The sequence below is a fragment of the Oricola thermophila genome, from assembly GCF_013358405.1.
In the GTDB taxonomy this organism is placed as follows: domain Bacteria; phylum Pseudomonadota; class Alphaproteobacteria; order Rhizobiales; family Rhizobiaceae; genus Oricola; species Oricola thermophila.
This window is the reverse complement of the sequence record NZ_CP054836.1, coordinates 1778511-1800773: the sequence shown is the minus strand read 5'-3', so window position 1 is coordinate 1800773 and position 22263 is coordinate 1778511. Positions and strand designations below refer to the sequence as shown.

The following is a 22263-nucleotide window of genomic DNA, read 5'->3' as shown; positions in this document are numbered from 1 at the left end:
CTTATCCCTTTGTGGCTCCGAGCGTGAGGCCTGCGATGAAGTGGCGCTGCATGAGGAAGAACATCAGCACCGGCGGCATTGCCGCGACGATTGATCCTGCCGAGACCAGATGCCATGAGGCGATCCATTGGCCGTTGAGCGAATAGAGACCCGCTGTCACCGGCTGCGTGGTTGCCGATGTCGTAAGGACGGTCGCCCAGAAGTAGTCGTTCCAGATGAATGTGAAGACGAGAACCGAAAGGGCGGCGATCGCCGGCCGCATCAATGGCAGGACGATGTGAATGAATATCTTCCATTCCGCGACGCCTTCGACCCGTGCCGCTTCGATCAGTTCCCGCGGCAGCGAGCGAATGAAGTTGCGCATGAAGAGTGTGCAGAAACCGGACTGGAAGGCGATGTGGAACAACACGAGACCGGTGGTCGTGTTGTACAGCCCCATGCTCACGGTCATGTCCCGGACCGGCACCATCAGGATCTGGAACGGTACGAAATTGCCGGCCACGAACATGAAGAAAATCGGGATGTTCGATCGGAACTGGTAGATGCCGAGTGCGAAGCCGGTCATCGTCGAGATCGCGACGGCCCCGATTACCGTAGGGATCGTGACCCGGAAGGAGTTCAGGATGTACTGACCGATCGGCGAGTTCTGGAATACCTCGGCATAGTTGGAAAAGGCGATGGCGGACGGCCAGCCGAAATAGTTGCCGGCGGCCAGGTCGCCGGATGGGCGTACGGAGGTGAGGGCGACTCCGATGAGCGGCAGCAGCCATAGCACCAGAGCGATGGGGAGCGCGACTTGATAGGCGATGCGCGCGGGCGGCGCGGAATGTTCTATGGGACGCGGGAACATTTCAGTAGCCCTCCCTTTCGTCGCGGACCATCTTCCAGATGAAACCGGAGATGAAGATCATCATGATCAGGAACAGGATAACGGCGATGGCTGCGCCATATCCCATGCGGTAGCCGTACTCGCTGAGTGCCTGTTCATACATGTAGAAGGACAGGACGCGGGATGAGCCGAATGGGCCGCCGTCCGTCATGATCGAGACGAGGTCGAACGACCTGAGGGCACCGATCACGGTCACGACCACGGCGATGAAGGTTGCGGGTCTGAGTTGCGGCAGGATTACGTACCACAGCATGCGAAGGCCCCGAGCTCCGTCGAGCCGTGCAGCCTCGACCTGGTCGGGTGAAACGTTGTTGAGACCCGTGAGGTAGAGGATCATGCAATAGGCGATCTGCGGCCACAATCCGGCGGCGATGATGCCGTAAGTGACCAGTTCCGGGTCGGCCAGGACGGCGACGCCGGTTCCGGTCAGCCACTCGATCAGCTTGTAGAACAGCCCGAAGTTCGGGGCATAGAACCAGGAAAACATCAGGCCGACCACGACCTGGCTTATGACGAAGGGAAAGAAGAACAGGGATTTGTAGAGCCGGATCCCGAATACGTTCTGGTTGAGAAAAATCGCGATTGCCAGTCCTGCCGGCACCGCAAGCAGGTAGAGCACCAGCCAGAGCACGTTGTTCCAGAGCGAGGTGTAGAAGGCGTCGTCGTCAAACAGCTCGGCATAGTTGCCCCAGCCCAGCCAGACCTTCTCGCCGAGTCCGTCCCAGTCATAGAATGACAGCCAGAAGGATTCGAAGATCGGCCAGATCACGTAGACGAGAAACATGGCCATTCCGGGCAGAAGGAACAGCCAAGGCGTCAGGCGTTGTTGATTTCGGCGCCACCAGGAACGCTGGGGCGCCGGGGTGGCGGATATTGAAACGTCCGCAATGGCCATGGTCTCGATCCTCCCGCGATCAGGAACAGCTAAGCGGACACACGTGGATCCTGTGTCCGGGCGCCGCAGGCGAGGGCCGGGACGGATCCCGGCCCCGCGCGTTATCTACTTGTAGATGCGCTGGCGCGCCTTTTCGAGCCGCTCGAGGATGTTGTCGATCTGGCCGGGCTGCACCATGAACTGCTGGAAGCCCTCCATGCCGATCTTGGCCATCTCTGCCGGGGCGTCGCGGTCGAAGAACTGGGCGATGCCGCCGGGCGTGGTCGACAGAAGCTCGAAACCGGCCTTGATGAAGGGATCATCGGCGACCGACGAGTCCTTGTTGATGGGCAGCTGGCCGAGTGCCTCGTTCAGCTTGGTCTGCACATCGGCAGTGGCCAGGAATGCGAGAAACTTCTTCGCATCGTCCACGTTCTTTGCGCCTGCGGGGATGTGGACCGTGTCCGTCGGGGCTTCTTCCGCGCGTGCGACGTCGGGATTGATCGTCGGGAACGGCATGAAGCCAAGCGTGTCGTCGGTCATGCCGCCATCCTTGAACACGGCCACGGCGAAATTGCCCATGACATAGTTGGCGGCCTTGCCCTGGATCAGGAGCGAGGCGGCGTCCTGCCAGTCAAGCGCGGCGTGATTGGCCGTGATGTATCCGGGCTCGACCAGCTTGCCCCATTCCGCGAATGTCGCCTTCACGCGGTCGTCGGTCCACGCGACCTCGCCGGAAGTGAGTGCCATGTGGAACTCGTATCCGTTGGTGCGCAGGTTGAGGTAGTCGAAGATGCCGGCTCCGGGCCATAGCGCCTTGGTGCCGGTGGTCAGGCAGTCGATGCCGGCGGCCTTGAATTTCTCGCAGTTGGAAACGAACTCGTCCCAGGTCTCGGGGACATCGACACCGACCTGCTCATAGACCGACTTGTTGTAGTAGATGCCCCACTGGTAGTAGGTGTAGGGCACACCCCACTGCTTCCCGTCGATCGTCATGGAAGGCGCGGCCGAGGCCAGGCTTTCGTGCAGGTTGTGCTCTTCCCAAACGTCCGAGACGTCTTGGAACTGGCCCGAATTGACGAACGGAGCCATGCGGTTGCCCGCGTACCAGTTGGCGAGGTCCGGCGCGTCGGCAGTCAGGAAGTTCCTGATCGCGGTCTTGTAGCCCTCGTGGTCGAAATTCTGCAGCACCACGTCGATATCGGGGTTCGCCGCCTCGAAATCGGCAATGACCGCTTCGAATGCCGCGAGCGGCGCCGGGTCGAAGTCGGCATAGTATTTGAGGGTACGCTGCTGCGCGATGGCCGTCGATGCCATCAGGGTCGATACCGCGAGGCCGAGGGCAGCGGATTTCACTACGATATTCATGATGGGGTTCCTCCCTGTATGCGGTGGCGCGAGCCACCATTGTCGCAAACGCCTGCACCCCTCGTCAGGGGATGCTGTTGGCCGCCCGGGTGAAGGGCGGTCAATACGCATAGCCAAATTCCACTATGTGGAACACGGTTTGACTATTCAGAACTATTCAATTACAGTGCCCAAAAGTCAAGATCAGATTGTGGGGGAGGCCGCGCGCATTCACATGCGAAGATCAGCGAACAGAACTGCTGGAGATGCCGGGACGGGTACACTGGGCAAGGCTATTGCCGTGCTTGACGTCGTTGCTGCTGCGAAAAGGCCCTTGCGGTTCACGGACTTGTTGGCCGAACTTGATCAGCCGCGTGGCACGCTGCACCGCCAGATTTCCAATCTGATTGACGAAGGGCTCCTGCAGGTCAATGCCGACGGCACTTATGGACTGGGGCTGCGGTTGCTGAAGCTCGCATCCAATGCCTGGGCGGGGAACCAGTTTCGTGAAATTGCCGAGCCCCACCTCAATTCCCTGCATGACAAGGTAGGTGAAACCATCCACTTGGGCGTGTTACAGGGTGTCGAGGTGATCTATCTGGACAAGGTGGAATCGCGTCAGTCGGTGCGCATGCACAGCCAGATCGGCAATGCATCACCGGCGTTTTGCACCGGCGTGGGCAAGGCTGCACTCTCCCTCTTGCAGGGCGATGAACTGGCCAACCGGATTCGGCGCATTGATTTCCAACCCTACACGGAACGCACGATCCGCGACGCGAATGCCTTCCTTCGCGAGATCGAGGAAATCCGGACAACCGGAATTGCCTTTGACCGCGAAGAGCACGAGTCGGGCATTCATTGCATTGCTGCGCCGGTAGGCGCGCCTCATCGCGATTTCTGCGCCGGGATATCCGTCACGGCGCCTGTCTACCGCGTTGGAATGGAGCAGTTGGAGGCTTGGGCCGACGACGTGCGAGGAACGGCTGCGGCGATTACCGATGACATGAGATTGAAACTTGGCCCGCGTGGCTGAAACACCGGCAGGAGGGAGGCTGTCCATGGCGGACGTCGAACTGAAGAATCTGAAAAAGTCATTTGGCAAGGTCGACGTGATTCATGGCGTAGATCTGTCCATCAAGTCCGGCGAGTTTGCCGTATTCGTGGGCCCGTCGGGATGCGGAAAGTCCACGCTCCTGCGTCTCGTTGCCGGACTGGAGGAGGCGACATCGGGCACGATCAGCATTGGCGATGTCGACGTCACGCGCGTCGAGCCCGCGGATCGCGGCGTGGCGATGGTGTTTCAGTCATATGCGCTTTATCCACACATGACCGTCGAGGAGAACATGGGCTTCGGCCTGCGCATGACGGGCACAGACCGAACCGTAATACAGGAGCGCGTATCGAAGGCGGCGCAGATACTGCACCTGGAGCAGTTGCTGGCACGCAAGCCCAAGCAGCTCTCCGGCGGTCAGCGTCAGCGTGTCGCCATCGGTCGGGCGATCGTGCGTGAGCCGAAGGTGTTCCTGTTCGACGAGCCGCTTTCCAATCTCGATGCGGAACTGCGCGTCCAGATGCGTCTCGAGATTGCCCGTTTGCACGGGGAACTCGGCGCGACCATGATCTACGTGACCCATGACCAGGTAGAGGCGATGACGCTGGCCGACAAGATTGTTGTGCTCAACGCCGGCCGCATAGAGCAGGTGGGGGCGCCGCTGGACCTCTACAACAATCCTCACAACATCTTCGTGGCCGGCTTCATCGGTTCGCCGAAGATGAACTTCCTGGCGGGCGTGGTGAAGTCGGTTTCCGGCGGGGCGACGACGGTCGAACTGGCCGAGCGGTCGGCCGCGCCCTTCGCCGTGCCTGCGGGAGAGGGGCTGAAGGCCGGGGACTCCGTGACGGTCGGGATCCGCCCCGAGCATTTCGGCGCGGCCGGAACGGCCGGCATCGACGCCCGCATCGACGTCATCGAACATCTGGGCGGGGTGTCCTATGCCTATTCGGGCGCAGGGACCGACAATCCGCTGACGATCGCCTTGGGTGAGGATGCCGATGTCGCGCCGGGACAGGATTTCACGGCGCGGTTCGACCCGTCGCGCGCCTTCCTGTTCGACCCGTCCACGGGCCTGCGAATCCGATAGCCGAACCGGCGCTCGGTTTCCGCTTCGCCCCGGATCGGGCGATGACGGTCAGAAGACGAAGTTTCCGCGCTTGGTGTCTCGGAGCGGGTGCCAGGGATACGGGCTTCCGCCAGAGGTGGCGCGGGAATACATTTTTCCGCCCGACCGGTACAGAAGCCAGCAAGAGCCGCCGGAACCCGTGTAGCAGAACCGCCCGTCCCTGGCGTGCCACTTCACCTTCTTGACCTTGCCGTTCCAGCTGACCTGGCCTTCGCCGTTTGCGCCGAAATAGATTCCGGCGCCCGGACCGCCGGGCACCCACATCCATGATCGGCCGGTGAGCGTCTGCTGGATATAGGAAGCCGGCACCGGGCCGTCGTTGTTAATTGTCGTGCATCCGGCAACAAGCAGGACGGTGCAAAGGACAAGAAGTTTGGTCAGGCCACGCATTTTCCACACACTCGGTTTTCTCGAATTTCGGTATCGTTCCGTCAGCGGCGGAACTTATCCAGCGCGGCGTATTTGTCGCCGTAGCGGGAGCGGATCGACGCCAGCGTCTTGAAATGGCGCATGCGGGCGGCAACGACCGCGAGGCCGATCACCGCGCCTTCGTTTTCCTCCCACTCGACCGATTCCCGGAACCAGCCGCGCGCTGTCTTCAGTTCCTTTTCGCGCAACAGGTAGTGCCAGCCGATCGCCTGGGCACCGAGCGCCGACCCGCCTTCGCGAACGAGATCCTCGAAGGCGGCGAATTCCTTGGAAGACAGCTCGATCTCGCTGTCCTCGTCGGTGAGAATCTCCGAGACGATCTCGACATATTGGTTTTCGAGTTCGGGCGAGAGCTTTCGTACCTGGCGAGCGAGCTTCAGCGCCTCTTCCGTCTGCCCGATCTTGCGAATGCTGAGGATCAGTCCCTCGATGAGTTTCGGATCCTTCTTGACGTAATTGGCGGCCACGAACCAGGCGTGCGCGGCATCCCACTGTTCCTGACCGTAATAGTACCAGCCGAACAGTGCGGCATCGTCTGCCGAGCGCTTGCGCTGCACATATTCCGCAAAGCGCTGGAGATCGACGGAACCGATCGGCTGCGAAAGCGGATCGCCGGACGCGACGCGGCCCATGCGCGCACGCAGGCCGTTGAAACCGACATCCTCGAATTCCGACGTGCCATCGGGAAGGATTTCGCCCAGCATGACCAGTGCGGCCGTTCCCTGCTCGGGGAGAACGAGGCTGGCCTTCTGCACGGTCGCTATCCGCTCTTCGCGGTTTCCGCAATTCGTGAGGATGTACTTGTACAGCTCGAACGATCGCGCGTAGTCGCGCATGGCCGCCAGCGCTTCCCCGACATTCCAGAGGCTTTGCATCTGGTCGCAGACAAGCAGAGACGGCCTGGAATTCGCGATCGCGACGACCTGGTTCCAGTTCCCCGCGAGAAACGCGCGCTCGAGGCTGATGCGGGCCTCGGCCGTCTCCAGCTTCGACACCAGGTCATCGGAGGGGTTCCATTCCGGGTTGACGCTCTTGTATGCCGCAATCTTGGCGCGGACGGCGGCATAGTTGCCGACCGTGAACAGGTCCCACAGCGGCTGCTCGTCGACGCTGCTTTGTGGCGCGAAAAGGTCTGCCGGCGGTTCCCAGTCCGGATGCAGCGTCTTGAGGCGGCGCATCTCCGCGCCGACCCGCTGAAGGTCGCGCTTGCTGGCATAGTAACGCAGGGCGCTGATATCGACCTCGTCGCGTTTCACGGTTTCCGAATCGGTCGCGGTCGCGGTCTCGTTCCCGGTGCCGAGGGAGAACGGGTTTGCGGGTTTGCCGGGGCTGGGTGCCGCCGGGGCCGGGGTGGGCGCCGACTGAACGGCAAAGGGATTGGGTTGCGCGGGAGCCGGCATCGGCGCAGGCGCAGACACGGTCGGGTTGGCGGTTGCAGTGATGCCCGGCGCGCGCGGCGGGGCCGCCGCCGGTGCCTGCACCGTGGCCTCCGGCAGGTAGTTGGCCATGGCCGAACCTGCGCGCGGTTGGGCGGCGGTCGCGGTATTGGCGGCCGGAACATGGCCATGCGTCGGGTTCGGACTTGCGGCGAACGGGTTTTGCCCCGGCACGAGCGGGCCGGGCACCAGCGCCACGTCCGTTGCGGGCGCCGCGCTCCAAGCGTTCGGTGCGGGGACCACCGCGGGATTGGCCGGCATGACGGACGGGGCGACGCCCTGGGGCCCCCATTGCGGCGCAAATGCCGTACCCTGGCCGGGTGCCGGCAGGACGGGCGAGCCGAAGCCCGTCGGGGCATAGACGTTCTGCGCGGAAGCGAGCGAAACGGTGAGTGCCGTCGCCGACAATGCGAGAAATTTCACAAGGGGGCGGTCAAACATTGGGGGTACCTCTGGACCATGGCTAGCAGACTGAGAAGATGAAGCGTTGAGGGGTAGTAGTCGGTCGGTTCGAAGCGACGGATGTGGAAGGCCGATGCCTGCGTTCCGCGACTGCACAGGACGAGATCGACGATGGCCTGGTAGCCGGGATCGGTCATCGCGCCGATGGCTTCCCCGGATACCAGGTCGATCACGTGGACGGCCCTGCCGTTCCGCTTCGTCCATGCCCGTTCGTAGGGGTCGAGCAGGTCGGGATAGGATGCGGTCAGCCAGGCGAGATAGAGCGGGATGCGGATCGCGTCATACCCGAAATGCGTATCGAAGCCGGGTGCGGGCGCGATTTCCTCGCCACCGAGCGCAATCCAGTTCGCAGGCAGGTCGGACGGGCCGAATTTCGCCTTCTCCAGCAGCTTGAGCCCCGTCGCGATCAACTCGCGCGCGGGAAATTCCGGCGAGATCAATCCCAGCTCGTCGATGGCGGGGAATATCCAGTAGGAAAGGTTGACGATGGGCCCCGACTCCTGGCTCTCCGCGTCGAAGCCGATCACGCCGGGAAGCAGGATCTTGCCATGCGGCGTATCGACGACAGCGAGCTTCCTGATGTCATCCAGGATTTCGCGCGCGGCCGCGAGATAGCGTTCCTCGCCCCAGGCCATGCGTGCCTTCATCAGCGCCCAAGCGATAAGAAGGTCGCCGTCCGTGGCGTTGTTCATGTCCTGCACGGGCGGATCCGCCTCGGGATCCCATTTCCATGCCGCCAGCCTGTCCTCGCGGATGAACAGGTTCTCCTGCGTCCACGACCAGATGCGGTCGAAGGTCTCGCGGTCGTCCGCGGACACGGCCAGGACCATGGCATAGCCCTGGCTTTCCGAATGGCTGATATTGCCGTTGACATTGTCGACGACCCGGCCGCTGTCCTCGACGAATTTCAGCCGGTACGCGAACCATGCGCCGATCATGTAGTCGCTCACCCGCACGTCGTCCGTGGTGGCCGAGGCACGCTGCACGAACGGGAATGGAAGGAGAAGGGTTGCCATCAGGAACAGAGCAAGGGTCTTCATCGCCGCCGGTTCCTCCCGATCCGAAGCAGCAAATGCGTGAACAGGCCGAGCAGCGAGAATACGCCCATCACGGCAACCACGTATTTGTCCGAGTTGTTTGAAAGCCAGCCTGCGATGACCAGGCGCGAATTCGTCACGGTCGACGGTTGTGTCAGGAACAGCGTGGTGTTCTTTGCCTCGACCTTGTCGACGATTTCGCCGGTGTCGGCGATCGACAGGATCGAGCCGCCGATCCGGCTCCAGACCGAGCGGTGCGTCAGGGTCAGCACCGCGTCCGCCAGCTGGTCTTCCCGCTGGGCTGCGACCAGCGTCCAGGTGGCGTCGCCCGTCGGGTTGTGGCGCTGGGCGATGACGAGATTGGCCGTGCGGGACGGAGAAAACGGCGGCTCGCGCTCGCTCGAGGATGGAACGTCGGGCGCGGCCAGGCCGAACAGCCCGGCGACCCGGTAGGCGCCGTCGCGCATGTCGCTGAACAGCTCGGTCGTCGAGTCGATGGTGTTTCGGACGATGCGTACCCCGCTTTCCAACAGGCGTCTCGGTCCCGTCGAGATCGTTTCCGCCTCGCGCTGTTGCACGGTATCGGCGAAGTCGGAGGGAAAGGGCGTCGACTGTCCGCCGCCTATGGGGGCGGTCTCCGCGTCAAGGTTGGGTGCCAGCGAGAAATCGATGTTCATCTTCGACAGGAAGTCGAAGGGCAGCGAATTGTAGGTTCCGAAGGCAATCAGCGGACGCGACTCGTCGAAGGGCACGGAGGACACGAACTCGGTCCGGAATACCGTGCCGGACGCATATGCCAGCTTGGCGAGAAATGTGGCCGCTGCATTCATTGCCGCCCGGTCCGATTGCGGCACGAGAACCGGCAGCGGTTCGGATCCGTCGCGGCCGACGAATTCGCTGAGCGATGCATTGAGGGTCGCCAGGTCCGGATAGCGGCCGATGCGGGCGAAATCCGGCATCTCCAGGTAGGAGGAGGGAAGGATGCGAAGCCGGCCCGAACCGCCTCCGATCCGCGTCGGGTCGCAGACCTGGTCCGAGGGCGCGGGCAGGCGTGCCTCGATGGCAAGCGTGTTCTCGCCCGGACGGAACGCCGAAAAGGGTATCGGCAGTTGCTGCTCGTCGATCACGCCGTCCCGGCTGGCCCCGAGGCTGATGTTGGAGACGATGATGTCATTGAGCTTGACGATCAGGTCGGCTCCCTTCGACAGGCCTGCGGCATAGAGCGCGTTCAGCCGGATCGAGGCACGCCCATAGTCGCCGGGATAGAAATCGTCCGGCATCTCGAAATTCACCGACTGGCGGAAATGGCGGCCGGTGAAGGTGCGCATGTTGATGCCCAGATCGGCGAGGCTTACCACGGTTCCCGGTTCGAGGATGCGGCCTTCCAGCTTGCGGAAAGCCCGCATTCCCGGCGCGGTGCCGCGGGATTCCGTTCGTGCCGACTGGTTGTGCAGCGTGTCGATATGGCGGCGGATGTCCTCCGGCGAGCGGCCGAGAACGAACAGGCGGATGCGGTCGTCGCCGGGCGCGCGCGATACGACGATGCCGGAGCCGTTCGGGATGTCGAGTTCGATCTCGCCATAGATCTCGCGGACGGTTTCCGGCGTGCCTATGACCACGTCGACGCCCGGGCCGCTGCCGGCATCTTCGGCGAACTCGACATGGGGCTGGTCGTAATGCGCCGCCACGGATACCGCCTGGATGGTCTCTGCCAGCAGGCTTGCGGTCCATGCCGCCGCGCCGTCCGGCAGTACCGCCCGGATCGCGGTGCGGCCGTTCACGGCACGGGCAACGGCCGCGAGGTCGGCGAAGTCGCTGCGGTTGCCCGGCGTGGCCGAAAAGGCGAAGCCGCTTCGCGCCGGGTCGATCTGGGTCCACAGCTCGTAGGTGGCCACGACCGAGCAGTCGACGCGGTGGAACTGGTCGACGAGGAAGGTGACGGCGTTGAAGCCGGGTTGAATGATGCCCGGCTTTACCGGCAGCTCGATGGTGCGGGGTTCGCCGGATGCCAGCTGCACCACGCCGAGCTCGACATCATTGACGTAGACGGCCATGCGCGACTGTTCCGGCGTGTTGGAGATCGCGCTTTGCAGGTTGAGCACCAGCTTGATGTCGCCGGCGGTTTCCTCGGGCATGGCGAAGAAGGCGAATTCGCGGAAATTGCTTTCGCCGCTGAAGAAAAGGTCGCGCGAATCCGCCGCGATCGGCTTCAGGGCCCGGCTTGGCGCCGGCTCGTTCGTCGCGACGGGGATGTCGAGGCTGAATCCCTCCTGTGCCGCGGCGGGCAGGGCGACCGCGAGGGACGCGACTGCTCCGGCAAGGAGCAGTGCCATCTTGTTTCCTGCCATCATGCTGCTCCCGGTTCGGGTTTTGCCGCGCTCCCGCGCGGCGTCGGTGCGACAGCGCCGACCGGCTGCGGGTCGTTGCGCCCGCGGCGACGGCCGGTGATCGCCATCCATGCTGCTGCGGGCGGGTAGCGAAGGGCCCAGGCAAGCAGCGTCCATGTCGACAGGATGATGCTGCGGCGTTTCCGCCGATCGGCACGCGCATCGCGCGCCGGCGAAAGGTCCGACATCATCAGGTCGGCAATGATTGCATAGTGCTCGGTGTCGGGTTCGAAGCGGACCGATATGCTGCCGTCATCCTCGCGACCGCCGGTATAGGAGACCGGCAATGTCGAAATGATCCCGTCGGGGCTGGCCTCCGGACGCCACAATATGGCCTTTCCGCCGCGGCGCATGTCCGGCAGCTTTGCACTCCTGGCGGGAATCAACCTTGCCCGGGTGGGAGAGATCGAGGCCACGGAAACGGGTACGGATTCCTCGCCGACGACCAGATCGCACTGCCCGACAGCGAGCAGGTCGTGCGAATCCTGTTCGCTCTTGCGCTCTATGACCACGCCGAGCGCGGCGCCGGCGATGACCACGTTGAGAAAGTTCCAGGCGCCGACGACCAGCAGCAGGCCGCTGATCTCGGGTTCCGTCTGGTAGCGATAGATCGCGACGGCGAGCGACACGCAGAAGAGCGTGAAGATGGCGAAATAGGGCCATGCGAGTTCCGACAGCGTGTCTTCCTCGATGGCGTGGCCCTTCTCGGTGACGTTGAATTTCGGCGATCGCGGCGACAGGAAAACGCTTATGATTGCCCGCACCAGGAAGACGGTCTGGATGTATTCGTATAGCTCCGATATCCAGGGCCAGCGCACGTTGCCGTACAGATAGGTCCGCACCATCTCGGCCACGATCAGGTAGGTGACCGTGTAGGCGAAGAACTCGTCCAGCGAGGCGACATAGATCTTCATGTCGAACAGGATGAAGAGCAACGGGGCCGCAAAGAAGGCGAGGCGTACCAGCGGGAACATCCAGAACAGGTTGCTGGACAGGTAGCTCAGGCGTTGCGGGAAGGTCAGCCCGGGCTGCAGCAGCGGGTTTCTCAGCAGCATGATCTGGATCATGCCCCGGCACCACCGCGAGCGCTGGCCGATGAAGCTCGCGAGCGTGTCGGGCTGGAGGCCCGAAATGAGCGGCTTGTCCACATAGATGCTGGTCCAGCCGCGTGAATGCAGTTCGAGTGCCGTTTCGCAGTCCTCGGTGATGGTTATGCCGGAGAAACCGCCAACCTGGCGCAGCGCATCGCGGCGGAGTACCGCGGCCGAGCCGCAGAAAAAGGAAGCGTTCCAGCGATCCAGACCCTTCTGGATCCGGTGATAGAACATCTCGTTTTCCGACGGCATGGCGCCGAAGGTGCCGAGATTGCGTTCGAGGGGATCGGCGTTGGCGAAGAAATGCGGGGTCTGCACCAGGAAGAGCTTGGGGTCCTCGAGAAAGTAGCCGACCGTCTCCTTCAGGAAGTTCTTCTCCGGGGCATGGTCGGCGTCGAAGACGACGACGAGATCGCCCTCCGATACTTCCAGGCCGGCATTCAGATTGCCCGCCTTGGCGTGCCTGTTCTCGGCTCGCGCGTGGTACCGCACGCCGAGCTGGCGGCACAGCGTGCGCAGTTCCTCGTGGCGGATGCTTGCGGTACGCGCGACGTCGGGATCCGGCGAATTGCGCTTCTCCAGCGTCCCGCCGTCGTCCAGCAGATAGATCCGCAGCTTGTCCTTCGGATAGACCATCGCCTTGGCCGCGGCGAGGGTCAGGGCGAGGATCTCCTTGCCTTCATTGTACGACGGCACGAAGACGTCGATCGTGGGGAGTTCTTCGTCGGGAAATTGCGGTGCCGGTTCCCGGTCGATCGGGTCGGAGACGACGAACAGCGAGATCGCGAGCATCAGGATGCAGTACATCTCGGCGCCGTAGAGCAGGAGCGCGGGGATGAAGGAGTAGAGGTCGTCCGCCGGCGGCAGCGTGTTGGTCGTCCGCCAGAATGCGTAGCGCAGGACGATGACCGAGGCGACAGCGAGGAATATGTGTCGCCAGGTTCCGTCGAGCCTGAGAACCGAAATGACGGTAAGCATCACGATCACCGAGAGGGAGATGATCAGCTGACCGGTTGTGCCGACGGGCTGGGCGATCAGGAACATCGCGGCGCATGCCGCGAGGATCCAGGCGAAAAGCAGAATGGTTCTGAGCACGGTGCCGATTCCTGAAAATGGTGCACTGCACCTACGAGAATTGGCCCATTGAAAGCTGCTAACGTTGAGTTAATCAAGTGTTAATCTGTTGAATCGGGGCACTTTTTGCCCGATTGTCAGGAAAATTTCACAAACTGCTCGCAAATTCGTCAGGATGCTGAAATATTTGGCGGTCGTCGCCCGAATTGCATGCGTGAAAATGGGTGCAATTTTAGCTAAGTGCGTTGTTTTTGTGCGGATTTCTTGTTTCCGGAAACAGGTTTCTGTCTTTGCGGCGCATGTCGAAAACGTATTGCGTTTTTGCGGTGCGGCATTCTTTGCGTCCTTGCGTTGGTCGAATGGCGGATTCGCAACCTGACCGGATCGAGGGCATTTCGGCGCCCGTTGTCCGGTCGCCGATCGATCTTGCGCGGGAACAACCGGCGTTCCACCTTGTCCGCGCATGCAAGCATTCGTGTTTCGCGAAACCCGGAGACTCTGGTATTCCGTCGGGGAAACCTGCCACTTCTTGCATGTACGAGGAGCGGGCCGGCGCTGCCGGCCGGGCCAGGTACCGGGAGATAAGCGCCTTGCCATCCGGAAAGTCCGTCCTTGTCGTGGAAGATTCCGCCGTGATTGCCCTGGACATCGAGGCAATGCTCGTGGGATTCGGCGCCACGCGGATCGTGACGGCCGGCGAGGGGGATGCTGCGTCGACACGGCAGGTGACCGGCGAAAAGTTCGACCTCGCCATAGTCGACATGCGCTCGGTCGACGGAACCGCGCCCAATCTGGTCGACGAGCTGAATGATGCGGGAATCCCGGTCGTATTCCTGACTACCGACGCGGCCTGTGTCGTGAGAGGTGGGTTCGCAGGCCTGCATACGGTCGTGCTGAAACCCTTTTCATCCGGGGAATTCTACGCGGCTGTCGCCCGCGTTGCCGCTGAAACGCTCTGAACCGCGTTCTCGTCCGGTAGCGGCGTTCACAGGGGGGCACGGAAAGGCGACCGCTGATGTAGCCGGCGGCAGGGCGAAGATTTCGGCCTGCGGAAGTCGTCGCGCAGGATCGTGATCGGCCAGCCTGCATGTCAATGCCGGTCCGGATACTTGCCGCCGATCACGTGTTCGTCAGGCGTTCAGCAGCCACTCATGTTCTTTCTGGTTGTGGAACTGCCAGATACGCTTCGGCCCGGCCATGACGTTTAGGTAGTAGAGGTCGTAGCCGTGGATCGTGGCGCATGGATGGTATCCCTTCGGCACCAGCACCACGTCGCCGTCCTCCACCGCCATTGCCTCGTCGAGCGACCGGTCGTCGGTATACACGCGCTGGAAGGCGAAGCCCTGCGGCGGATTGAGCCGGTGGTAATAGGTCTCTTCCAGCTGGCTTTCATGCGGGAGGTTGTCCTGGTCGTGCTTGTGCGACGGATAGGAGGAGGTGTTGCCGTTTGGCGTGATAACCTCCACCACCAGCAGCGAATGGGCCGAGCCGTCATCTTCAGGCATGATGTTGTTGACGTGGCGGACATTGGAGCCCTTGCCGCGCGTTTCCGGCGGGTGCGTGCCGGGAGGGATGAGCTTCGCGTGATGATTGCCTCCGCCGGGCGCAGAGCAGACGGCGAGTTCCAGATCTGTATCGGCGGTCACCGACCAGTTCGATCCGGCGGGTACATAAAGCGCATGGGGCGGCCCGTCGAACGGGCTCATCCGTTCGCCGATGGAGCCGAAATCGTCGCTGCCGGCGGTCGCGCGGCCCTTGCCGGCAATCCAGACGAGGCAAACTTCACGGTCACCTGTCTGCTCGGACACGGTCTCGCCCGGCTTCAGGCGATGCAGGTCGAAGCCGACATAGGTCCATCCGGCGCTTTCCGGCGTGACATGGGTGACATGGCCATGCTTGCCTCTTGGTTTGACCAGCAGATTTGCCATCGTCCTACTCCTCGTCTTTGCTGTCCACGTCAGTGTCGCGCGGTTCAAATGCGATGAACAACCCGTGGAAGGCCAGTGCGGCTGCACCGCAGAACAGGACGCCCCAGAACGGCGAACCGGCCACGAACTCGAAAGCACCCCATGTCCCCGGCAGCGCGACAACTGCGACCCGTTTCCAGAGCGGGCGGTAGAACGGATTGTTGAAGTCGAACATGCCTTGGGTCATCCGGTCCTCATGGTTTGTCCGAGACGTCAATGCCGGCCCTGGCGCAGACCCTCAGAATCTCTTCATAACCCATTTTCGAATATTCGTACGGTGGTGCCTTGGCCGGATCCTGCTCGGCCTCCACGACGATCCAGCCGTCATAGCCGGTTTCCTTCAGATGGTCGGCGACCGCCTGGAAGTCGATGCAGCCGTCGCCCGGAACGGTGAACGCGCCGGCGATCACGGCGTCGAGGAAACTCTTGTCGGTCTCCCGCACGTCCTTCACCACGTCCGGGCGTATGTCCTTGAAATGGACATGGTGCACGCGGTCGCTCCAGCGTGTCAGCGTCGCCATCACGTCGCCGCCGCCGAACAGCAGGTGGCCGGTGTCGAAGCATAGCGTGACTTCGGGCGTCGACGCCTCCATCAGCCAGTCGATCTCCTCCTCGGCCTCGATGAAGGAACCCATGTGGTGGTGATAGGCGAGCACGACCCCCTGGTCCCTTGTCCATTTGGCAAGTTCGCTCAGCTTCCGGCCATAGGCGAAGACCTCGTCGCGGGACAGCCTGGGGCGATCGTTGACCGGCACCGATATGTCGCCCTGGACGGTGTTGGAGCATTCCGCGTAGACGATGCAGGGCGCGCGCAGGGCGGCGAACTGCTCGACCTGTTGGCGAATGGCCTCACGTTCGGTCGCCACGTCGTTGACCAGCAGATTGCCCGAGCACCAGCCACCGCAAAGCGCGATGTCGAACTCTTCCAGATATTTTCGCAGGCCCTCGGTGTCCTGCGGCATGCGGCGACCGCGTTCAACTCCGGTATAGCCGATCTCGCGCGCTTCCTTCAGCGCCTGCTCCATGGTGTATCCGGCGGTCATCTCCGGCAGGTCGTCGTTCTGCCAGGCAATCGGGGATATGCCGATCGTCACGCTCATTCGTGCCCTCGGTGTCAGTCGGCGCGCTGCGCCTTGCGGTTGGACTCGTACCTCTTGCGGGCGGCGCGCACCTGTTCACGCCCGGAAACCTCGGGCACCGCGACATCCCACCAGTGGCCGCCGGCCTCGGTGGAGGGGTAGGGATCGGTGTCGATGACGATGACCGTCGGCCCCTTTGCATCGCGCGCTTCGGTCAGCGCGTTTTCCAGTTCCGCGATGGAGCCGGCCTTCCTCGCATCGGCGCCCATCGCGCCTGCATGGGCCACGAAGTCGATATGCGATGGCATCTCGTGGCGGGCATGGTCGAGCAGGTTGTTGAATTCCGCGCCGCCGGTCGCCATTTGCAGCCGGTTGATGCAGCCGAAGCCGCGATTGTCGGTGACGATGACCGTGATCTTGATGCCCATCATCGCGGCAGTTGCCAACTCGGAATTGGCCATCATGTATGAGCCGTCGCCGACCATGACAATCACGTCGCGGTCCGGTTCCGCCATCTTGATGCCCATGCCCCCGGCAATCTCGTAGCCCATGCAGGAATAGCCGTATTCCATGTGGTAGGACATCGGCCGTCCGGCCTTCCAGAGCTTGTGCAGCTCGCCCGGCATGGTGCCGGCGGCGCACATGACGACGGTGTTCTCGCGTGCTGCGCGCTGCACCGCGCCGATAACCTGCATGTCGGTCGGCAGCGCGTTGTCGTCCGGTGCGGGCGGGGCGGTCACGGCATCGGCGGCAGCGAACCAGTCGCGCTTGAGCGTTTCCGGCGGAGCGTCGAAGCGGTGGCCCTTCAGCGCCGCGCCAAGCGCCTGCAGGCCGTCGCGCGCATCCGCCACCAGTGGCAGGGCGTCGTGCTTGAAGCTGTCGTAGGGCTGCACATTGAGCGCCAGGATACGTCGCTCCGGATTCCTGAACAGTGCCCACGAGCCGGTGGTGAAATCCTGGAAGCGGGTTCCGACACCGATGACCAGATCTGCATTTTCCGCGACCGTGTTGGCGCTCGCGGCGCCGGTGACGCCGATCGGTCCCATGTTCAGCGGATGATCCCAGGGCAGGGCCGACTTGCCGGCCTGGGTCTCCGTGACCGGAATGTTGAGTGCCTCGACGAATGACCTGAGTGCGTCGCAGGCACCGGAATAGTGCACGCCGCCGCCGGCTACAATGACGGGCTTCCTTGCTGCGCGGATTGCCTCAGCCGCAGCTTCCAGCTCGCGCGGGTCGGGCGCCGGGCGACGCTGGTACCAGGTCTTCTTCTCGAAGAAACTCTCCGGCCAGTCATGGGCTTCCGCCTGCACGTCCTGGCAGAAGGCCAGCGTTACCGGGCCGCAGTCGGCCGGATCGGTCATGGTACGCATCGCGCGGGGCAGGGCCGTGAGAAGTTGTTCCGGGCGGGTGATACGGTCGAAATAGCGGCTGACCGGGCGGAAGCAGTCATTTGCCGAGACCGTGCCGTCGTTGAAGTCCTCGACCTGCTGGAGCACGGGATCGGGGCCTCGATCGGCAAAGACGTCGCCCGGGATGAGCAGTACCGGAAGGCGGTTGACATGGGCGAGCGCCGCGGCGGTGACCATGTTGGTCGCGCCGGGCCCGATGGAGGAGGTGACTGCCATGGCGCGGCGACGCCCAAGCTGCTTGGCATATGCGATCGCGGCATGGGCCATGGTCTGCTCGTTGTGCCCGCGCCAGGTCGGGAACGTGTCGCGGGCGGCATGGAGTGCCTCGCCGAGACCAGCCACATTCCCGTGCCCGAATATCGCCCAGCAGCCGGCGAGGAACCGTTCGCCATCCTCGTTGAACTGGTTGGATAGATACCGTACCAGCGCCTGGGCGGCAGTCAGCCGAACCGTCTTCATCCTGATCCTCCCTTCAGCTCCGCGCCCTGTCCCAAGCATCGCAGAGCGAGCCGTATCTTTCCACCATTGCCGTGACGGCGCCATCGTCGGAAAAGCGGCCGGCGAACCATTCGCGGGCGGCTTCGGCGAAAATCGTCCTTCCTACCGCGAACCCCTTTACGAGGTCGTGCCGTGCTGCGCTTGCAAAGCTTCTCTCCAGCTCTTCCGCCGGGGCGTCCAGTCCCAGCACGACAATGCCGCGCGTGTGCCGGTCGTGCCGCTCGATTGCCGCGCAGGCGTTGACCCATTCGGCGTCAGTCTGCATCGGTTCGAGTTTCCACCAGTCCGGATAGATGCCGATCTCGTAGAAGCGTTCGATGACTCTTGCCGTTGTCGTCTCATCGACGGGGCCGACCTTCGAGGGGATGATTTCCAGCAGCATCTCGAGGCGGTTGCGCCGCGCGGCCGCGAACAGGCGCCGGACAGTGTCCTCCTGGGCGGCTTTCGTGGCGGCATCGTCGTCCGGATGGTAGAAGCACAGCACCTTGACGACATGTTCCAAGGGCCATTCCACGAGCCCGCCGCAATCGGGACCGATTTCGGGCTCCAGTTCGAGAGGCCTCGATCCGGGCAATTCCACCGGGCGGCCGATCCACAGGCCCGAGCCGGCGGCTTCGTATAGCGCATCGCGTCCGAGCCGGCTGTCGCACAGAATGCCATAGCCATTTCTGCCGCCGGCCACCTTTTTCGCGGCGCGCAGGCAGAGCCGCTTGAAATCTCCGATGCGCGAATGGTCCACGCCGGCCTCGTCGGCTATCGCTTCGAGCTGCATCCGGTGGTCGAAGGCGAATACGCGCATGGTGGACCAGTCGCCCTTGCGGTTCGTGGCCCAGTGCACCTGCTCCAGCTTTTCGTCCTTGCGCAGTGCCGGGTTGCGGATGCCGGTCTCGAGGAAATATTGCAGTTCGGTCCAGGACGGATAGGCCGGGGTGCAGCCATGGCGCGACACGGCGAAGGCACCGCAGGCATTGGCGTATTTGAGCGATGTCGACCAGTCCTCTCCGGTGAGCCAGCCCTTCAGAAGGCCGCTCATGAAGCCGTCGCCGGCGCCCAGCACGTTGAACACCTCGATCGGGAAGCCCGGGCCGGTCTGTCCGTCGTCGAGGCTTGGCGGAATCGGTCCCTCGAAGGCAACGGCGCCCTGCGCGCCGCGCTTGCAGACGAGCGTGGCATCCGAAACCTCGCGAACCGCCTTCAGGGCTTCGAGCGTGTCCGTGGAGCCGCCCGCGATGTGGAATTCCTCCTCGGTGCCGACGATGAGGTCGAAAAGATGCAGGGTCGATCGCAGTTTCCTGGTTACCGCCTTGGAGGCGATGTAGCGGCTCTCTCCGGCGTCGTGGCCGGCGAGCCCCCAGAGATTGGGACGGTAGTCGATGTCGAGCGCGGTCTTCGCGCCGAATTCGCGTGCAAGGCGCAGTGCTTTAAGCACCGCGGCCTCGGTCCGGGGGTGCGAGAGGTGGGTTCCGGTGGCGCAGACCGAGCGGGCGCGTCCGATGAATTCCGGATCGATGTCGTCCTCGCACAGTGCCATGTCCGCGCAGTTCTCGCGGTAGAAGATCAGTGGAAACCTTTCCTGGTCGCGGATGCCGAGCAGGACAAGCGCTGTCAGCCGCTCCGGGTCGGTCACGATACCCGACGTGTCGACGCCCTCCTTTTCCAGCTGTTCGCGGATGAAGCGGCCCATGTGTTCGTCGCCGACCCGCGTGATCAATGCGGACTTCAGCCCCAGCCGTGCGCTGCCGGCGGCGATGTTCGTTGGCGACCCCCCGATATATTTTGCAAAGGACGCCATGTCCTCGAGCCGTCCGCCCACCTGCTGGCCGTACAGGTCGACCGAAGAGCGGCCAATCGTGATGACGTCCAGCCTGTCGGTGTTTTTTGCGGGCATCGGTTTCCTCCGGCAAGCATGATTGTTTCTGCCGCCTCGATGCCAGAATGAAACATATGTTCCATTTTTATGTCAATACGAAACGAACGTTATCGTGCGCCTGGCGGAGCCGGTCCGGTCGGTCATGTTCCCAGACGGCGGCGCTCTGCAACGGCGACGGGCAGGGCCATTGTGAGCGCCATGCTCGCCGACAGCGACCGGAAGCCCGCGAAATCGTGCTCGGACACTTCCAGCCAGTGGGTCGCGCAGGCCGAAAGCGGCGAGAGCGCGGTGTCGGTGATCCCGACGAGGGGTACGCCGGCACGGGCCAGCGCCTGCGCATGTTCCACGGTGGCTGGCGCGTAGGGCGCGAAGGAACATGCGATGGCCGCGTCCTTCTGCGTCGCCATCTGAACGATCTCGTCGTCAACGCCGTTGGCGGAATCGATGGTGATGTTCCGTATGCCGAGTTTTCCGAACGAATAGGACATCAGCGCCGCGAGAGGGTAGGCACGCCGCCTGGCGACGATGTAGATGATCTCCGCATCGGCAAGGACGCTGACGCAGCGGGCGAATTCCGCCGGGTTGATCGCCTCCGAAAGCGAGTCGATGGATTGCCGCGCGGCCGAAAGGAAGCCGCTGAGCAGGGCGCCCTCGTAGGAGTCGCCCGTAATTCCCTTCTGGATGTTCTGCAGCCTTTCCTCGTAGGACGACGCGCGGTTCTTGAGCCGTTCGCGGAAAACGCTCTGGAAATCGGTGAAGCCGTCATAGCCCAGATGGCGGGCGAGCCGAACCAGCGTCGACGGTTGCACGTCGGCGGCGTCCGCGATGCTGGCGGCAGTGCCGAGCGCGATGTCGTCCGGGTGGGCGAGGGCATGGCGTGCGGCCTGTGCAAGCCGCTTCGGCAGGCTTTCCTGGCTGGCGGCGATGTGGTCGCGCAGGGCTTCGAAGTTTCGTGGCGGAATGCGGTTCGAGGATGCCGTGTTTGCCTTGGACGCCGATTGATTCATTCTTGACCTGTTTCCGATTGGATGAAACAAATATTCCATAACTTGGTATGATCTGCAACAAGCGGCGCATCCGGCGCGGCCGGATACGGGGGAGGCGTGATGCAATCCGTCGGAATCGGTCTAATCGGAACGGGCTACATGGGCAAATGCCATGCGCTTGCATGGAATGCGGTCGGGCCCGTCTTCGGGGATTGCCCCGAGATCAGGCTCGTGCACCTGGCCGAGGTCAACGCGGGACTGGCGCGGGAGAAGGCCGCGGCATTCGGCTTCTCCAGGGCGACAGGCGACTGGCGCGACTTGCTTTCCGATCCCGAGGTCGACGTGATCTCGGTGACGGCGCCGAACGCGTTCCATCCCGAAATGGCGATTGCGGCATTGAAGGCCGGAAAGCACGTCTGGTGCGAGAAGCCGATGGCCCCGGGATTCGACGATGCCGTTGCCATGCGCGAGGCGGCGCGCGAGGCGGGCAGGGCGGCCATCCTCGGGTATAACTACATACAGAATCCGGTTGTGAGGCAGATCGGGAAGCTTCTCGCCGACGGGGCGATCGGCGAAGTCAATCACGTCCGCGTCGAGATGGACGAGGATTTCATGGCCGACCCGGACGCGCTTTTCTACTGGAAGAGCGAGGCGTCGTCGGGCTATGGCGCGCTCGATGATTTCGCGGTCCATCCGATGTCTCTCATCTGGACGCTGTTCGGCCGGATCGCACGGGTATCGGCCGACATGGCGAAACCCTATCCCGACCGGCCCCTGAGGGAAGGGGGAAGGCGCGCGGTCGAGACGCATGACATCGCCAGCGTCCTGTTCCGCCTGGAGCAGGGGGCTTCGGGCGTGCTGATGGTCAACCGCGCCGCTTGGGGGCGCAAGGGGCGCATCGCGCTCCAGATATTCGGGTCGAATGGCTCGATACTGTTCGATCAGGAACGCATGAACGAGGTGCAGGTCTATCGCGCCGGCGTCGATGCCGTGGATGCCGGCTACACTACCATCCTGGCCGGGCCGTCCCATCCGCCCTATGAGCGCTTCCTGCCGGCACCCGGTCACGGGCTGGGGTTCAACGATCTCAAGGTCATTGAATGCCGCCAGGTCCTCGCTGCCATGGCAGGCGACGGGGCGCATGTTATCGACTTCGAGAAGGGCGTGGAGATCGAGCGCGCGGTGCATGCAATGGCCGCCGCCCATGACGGGGGCGGCTGGGTCGATATCGACTACGACTGAGAA

18 protein-coding genes are annotated in these 22263 nt (G+C 63.2%); 4 read left to right on the top strand and 14 right to left on the bottom strand.

Features of this window, described 5'->3' with window-relative positions:
• Position 1: 1 nt before the first annotated feature.
• The 3 genes from HTY61_RS08720 to HTY61_RS08710 all read right to left on the bottom strand — a co-directional run bounded on the left by HTY61_RS08720 (position 2) and on the right by HTY61_RS08710 (position 3131).
• Positions 2–850, bottom strand: a complete 849-nt coding sequence (locus HTY61_RS08720; protein WP_175276420.1) for a carbohydrate ABC transporter permease — start codon at positions 848–850, stop codon at positions 2–4.
• A gap of 1 nt (position 851) precedes the next feature.
• Positions 852–1784, bottom strand: a complete 933-nt coding sequence (locus HTY61_RS08715; RefSeq protein ID WP_175276419.1) for a carbohydrate ABC transporter permease — start codon at positions 1782–1784, stop codon at positions 852–854.
• A gap of 105 nt (positions 1785–1889) precedes the next feature.
• Entirely contained in the window at positions 1890–3131 is a 1242-nt protein-coding gene (locus tag HTY61_RS08710) for an ABC transporter substrate-binding protein (protein WP_175276418.1), read from the bottom strand.
• Between the two features lie 214 nt (positions 3132–3345).
• Here HTY61_RS08710 and HTY61_RS08705 point away from each other — a divergent pair, with 214 nt between their 5' ends.
• Both HTY61_RS08705 and HTY61_RS08700 read left to right on the top strand, forming a co-directional pair.
• The gene (locus tag HTY61_RS08705; protein ID WP_175278487.1) at positions 3346–4143 is read left to right on the top strand and encodes an IclR family transcriptional regulator; all 798 of its coding nucleotides are present in this window, start codon (positions 3346–3348) and stop codon (positions 4141–4143) included.
• 25 nt (positions 4144–4168) lie between these two features.
• A complete protein-coding gene (locus tag HTY61_RS08700) occupies positions 4169–5251 on the top strand; it encodes an ABC transporter ATP-binding protein (RefSeq protein ID WP_175276417.1) in 1083 nt (360 codons plus the stop codon).
• Positions 5252–5299: 48 nt separating this feature from the next.
• Here the strand turns inward: HTY61_RS08700 and HTY61_RS08695 are convergent, their stop codons facing one another.
• The 5 genes from HTY61_RS08695 to bcsA are packed head-to-tail and all read right to left on the bottom strand — an operon-like array spanning position 5300 to position 13230.
• A complete protein-coding gene (locus HTY61_RS08695; protein ID WP_175276416.1) occupies positions 5300–5680 on the bottom strand; it encodes a hypothetical protein in 381 nt (126 codons plus the stop codon).
• A 41-nt stretch (positions 5681–5721) separates the two neighbouring features.
• Positions 5722–7596: a tetratricopeptide repeat protein gene (locus tag HTY61_RS08690; RefSeq protein ID WP_175276415.1), complete on the bottom strand. Its 1875-nt coding sequence runs from the start codon at positions 7594–7596 to the stop codon at positions 5722–5724.
• Positions 7575–8657, bottom strand: coding sequence for a family 8 glycosyl hydrolase (locus HTY61_RS08685; protein ID WP_175276414.1), 1083 nt, complete (start codon positions 8655–8657; stop codon positions 7575–7577). The genes HTY61_RS08690 and HTY61_RS08685 overlap by 22 nt, the downstream gene beginning before the upstream one ends.
• Positions 8654–11002, bottom strand: a complete 2349-nt coding sequence (locus HTY61_RS08680) for a cellulose biosynthesis cyclic di-GMP-binding regulatory protein BcsB (protein WP_175276413.1) — start codon at positions 11000–11002, stop codon at positions 8654–8656. The genes HTY61_RS08685 and HTY61_RS08680 overlap by 4 nt, the downstream gene beginning before the upstream one ends.
• Positions 11002–13230 (bottom strand): UDP-forming cellulose synthase catalytic subunit, encoded by a 2229-nt coding sequence (gene bcsA / locus HTY61_RS08675; protein WP_246272976.1) that lies wholly within the window; start codon positions 13228–13230, stop codon positions 11002–11004. Before bcsA ends, HTY61_RS08680 begins: the two co-directional genes overlap by 1 nt.
• Before the next feature lie 569 nt (positions 13231–13799).
• Between bcsA and HTY61_RS08670 the strand changes: the two genes are divergently transcribed.
• On the top strand, positions 13800–14168 hold the full coding sequence (locus HTY61_RS08670; RefSeq protein WP_175276412.1) for a response regulator: 369 nt from the start codon (positions 13800–13802) through the stop codon (positions 14166–14168).
• Between the two features lie 171 nt (positions 14169–14339).
• Here HTY61_RS08670 and iolB read toward each other — a convergent pair whose 3' ends face one another.
• The 6 genes from iolB to HTY61_RS08640 form a co-directional block, all read right to left on the bottom strand.
• A complete protein-coding gene (gene iolB, locus HTY61_RS08665; RefSeq protein ID WP_175276411.1) occupies positions 14340–15137 on the bottom strand; it encodes a 5-deoxy-glucuronate isomerase in 798 nt (265 codons plus the stop codon).
• Positions 15138–15141: 4 nt separating this feature from the next.
• Positions 15142–15363, bottom strand: a complete 222-nt coding sequence (locus HTY61_RS08660) for a DUF3329 domain-containing protein (protein WP_246272975.1) — start codon at positions 15361–15363, stop codon at positions 15142–15144.
• A gap of 7 nt (positions 15364–15370) precedes the next feature.
• Positions 15371–16276 (bottom strand): myo-inosose-2 dehydratase, encoded by a 906-nt coding sequence (gene iolE, locus HTY61_RS08655; RefSeq protein ID WP_175276410.1) that lies wholly within the window; start codon positions 16274–16276, stop codon positions 15371–15373.
• A gap of 14 nt (positions 16277–16290) precedes the next feature.
• Positions 16291–18123, bottom strand: coding sequence for a 3D-(3,5/4)-trihydroxycyclohexane-1,2-dione acylhydrolase (decyclizing) (iolD, locus tag HTY61_RS08650; protein WP_175276409.1), 1833 nt, complete (start codon positions 18121–18123; stop codon positions 16291–16293).
• 13 nt (positions 18124–18136) lie between these two features.
• Positions 18137–20050 carry a bifunctional 5-dehydro-2-deoxygluconokinase/5-dehydro-2-deoxyphosphogluconate aldolase gene (locus HTY61_RS08645; protein ID WP_175276408.1) on the bottom strand — a complete coding sequence of 638 codons (1914 nt, stop codon included), beginning with the start codon at positions 20048–20050 and terminating at the stop codon, positions 18137–18139.
• A 122-nt stretch (positions 20051–20172) separates the two neighbouring features.
• Complete coding sequence (locus HTY61_RS08640) at positions 20173–21039, bottom strand: MurR/RpiR family transcriptional regulator (RefSeq protein WP_175276407.1); 867 nt, start codon at positions 21037–21039, stop codon at positions 20173–20175.
• Between the two features lie 99 nt (positions 21040–21138).
• Between HTY61_RS08640 and HTY61_RS08635 the strand changes: the two genes are divergently transcribed.
• Positions 21139–22260 carry a Gfo/Idh/MocA family protein gene (locus HTY61_RS08635; RefSeq protein ID WP_175276406.1) on the top strand — a complete coding sequence of 374 codons (1122 nt, stop codon included), beginning with the start codon at positions 21139–21141 and terminating at the stop codon, positions 22258–22260.
• Positions 22261–22263: the final 3 nt, after the last annotated feature.

Excerpts from the sequence above, each read along its gene's own strand:
- HTY61_RS08720 (WP_175276420.1), bottom strand. The coding sequence starts at position 850 with ATGTTCCCGCGTCCCATAGAACATTCCGCGCCGCCCGCGCGCATCGCC.
- HTY61_RS08715 (WP_175276419.1), bottom strand. The coding sequence starts at position 1,784 with ATGGCCATTGCGGACGTTTCAATATCCGCCACCCCGGCGCCCCAGCGT.
- HTY61_RS08710 (WP_175276418.1), bottom strand. The coding sequence starts at position 3,131 with ATGAATATCGTAGTGAAATCCGCTGCCCTCGGCCTCGCGGTATCGACC.
- HTY61_RS08705 (WP_175278487.1), top strand. The coding sequence starts at position 3,346 with ATGCGAAGATCAGCGAACAGAACTGCTGGAGATGCCGGGACGGGTACA.
- HTY61_RS08700 (WP_175276417.1), top strand. The coding sequence starts at position 4,169 with ATGGCGGACGTCGAACTGAAGAATCTGAAAAAGTCATTTGGCAAGGTC.
- HTY61_RS08695 (WP_175276416.1), bottom strand. The coding sequence starts at position 5,680 with ATGCGTGGCCTGACCAAACTTCTTGTCCTTTGCACCGTCCTGCTTGTT.
- HTY61_RS08690 (WP_175276415.1), bottom strand. The coding sequence starts at position 7,596 with ATGTTTGACCGCCCCCTTGTGAAATTTCTCGCATTGTCGGCGACGGCA.
- HTY61_RS08685 (WP_175276414.1), bottom strand. The coding sequence starts at position 8,657 with ATGAAGACCCTTGCTCTGTTCCTGATGGCAACCCTTCTCCTTCCATTC.
- HTY61_RS08680 (WP_175276413.1), bottom strand. The coding sequence starts at position 11,002 with ATGGCAGGAAACAAGATGGCACTGCTCCTTGCCGGAGCAGTCGCGTCC.
- iolB (WP_175276411.1), bottom strand. The coding sequence starts at position 15,137 with ATGGCAAATCTGCTGGTCAAACCAAGAGGCAAGCATGGCCATGTCACC.
- HTY61_RS08660 (WP_246272975.1), bottom strand. The coding sequence starts at position 15,363 with ATGACCCAAGGCATGTTCGACTTCAACAATCCGTTCTACCGCCCGCTC.
- iolE (WP_175276410.1), bottom strand. The coding sequence starts at position 16,276 with ATGAGCGTGACGATCGGCATATCCCCGATTGCCTGGCAGAACGACGAC.
- iolD (WP_175276409.1), bottom strand. The coding sequence starts at position 18,123 with ATGAAGACGGTTCGGCTGACTGCCGCCCAGGCGCTGGTACGGTATCTA.
- HTY61_RS08645 (WP_175276408.1), bottom strand. The coding sequence starts at position 20,050 with ATGCCCGCAAAAAACACCGACAGGCTGGACGTCATCACGATTGGCCGC.
- HTY61_RS08640 (WP_175276407.1), bottom strand. The coding sequence starts at position 21,039 with ATGAATCAATCGGCGTCCAAGGCAAACACGGCATCCTCGAACCGCATT.
- HTY61_RS08635 (WP_175276406.1), top strand. The coding sequence starts at position 21,139 with ATGCAATCCGTCGGAATCGGTCTAATCGGAACGGGCTACATGGGCAAA.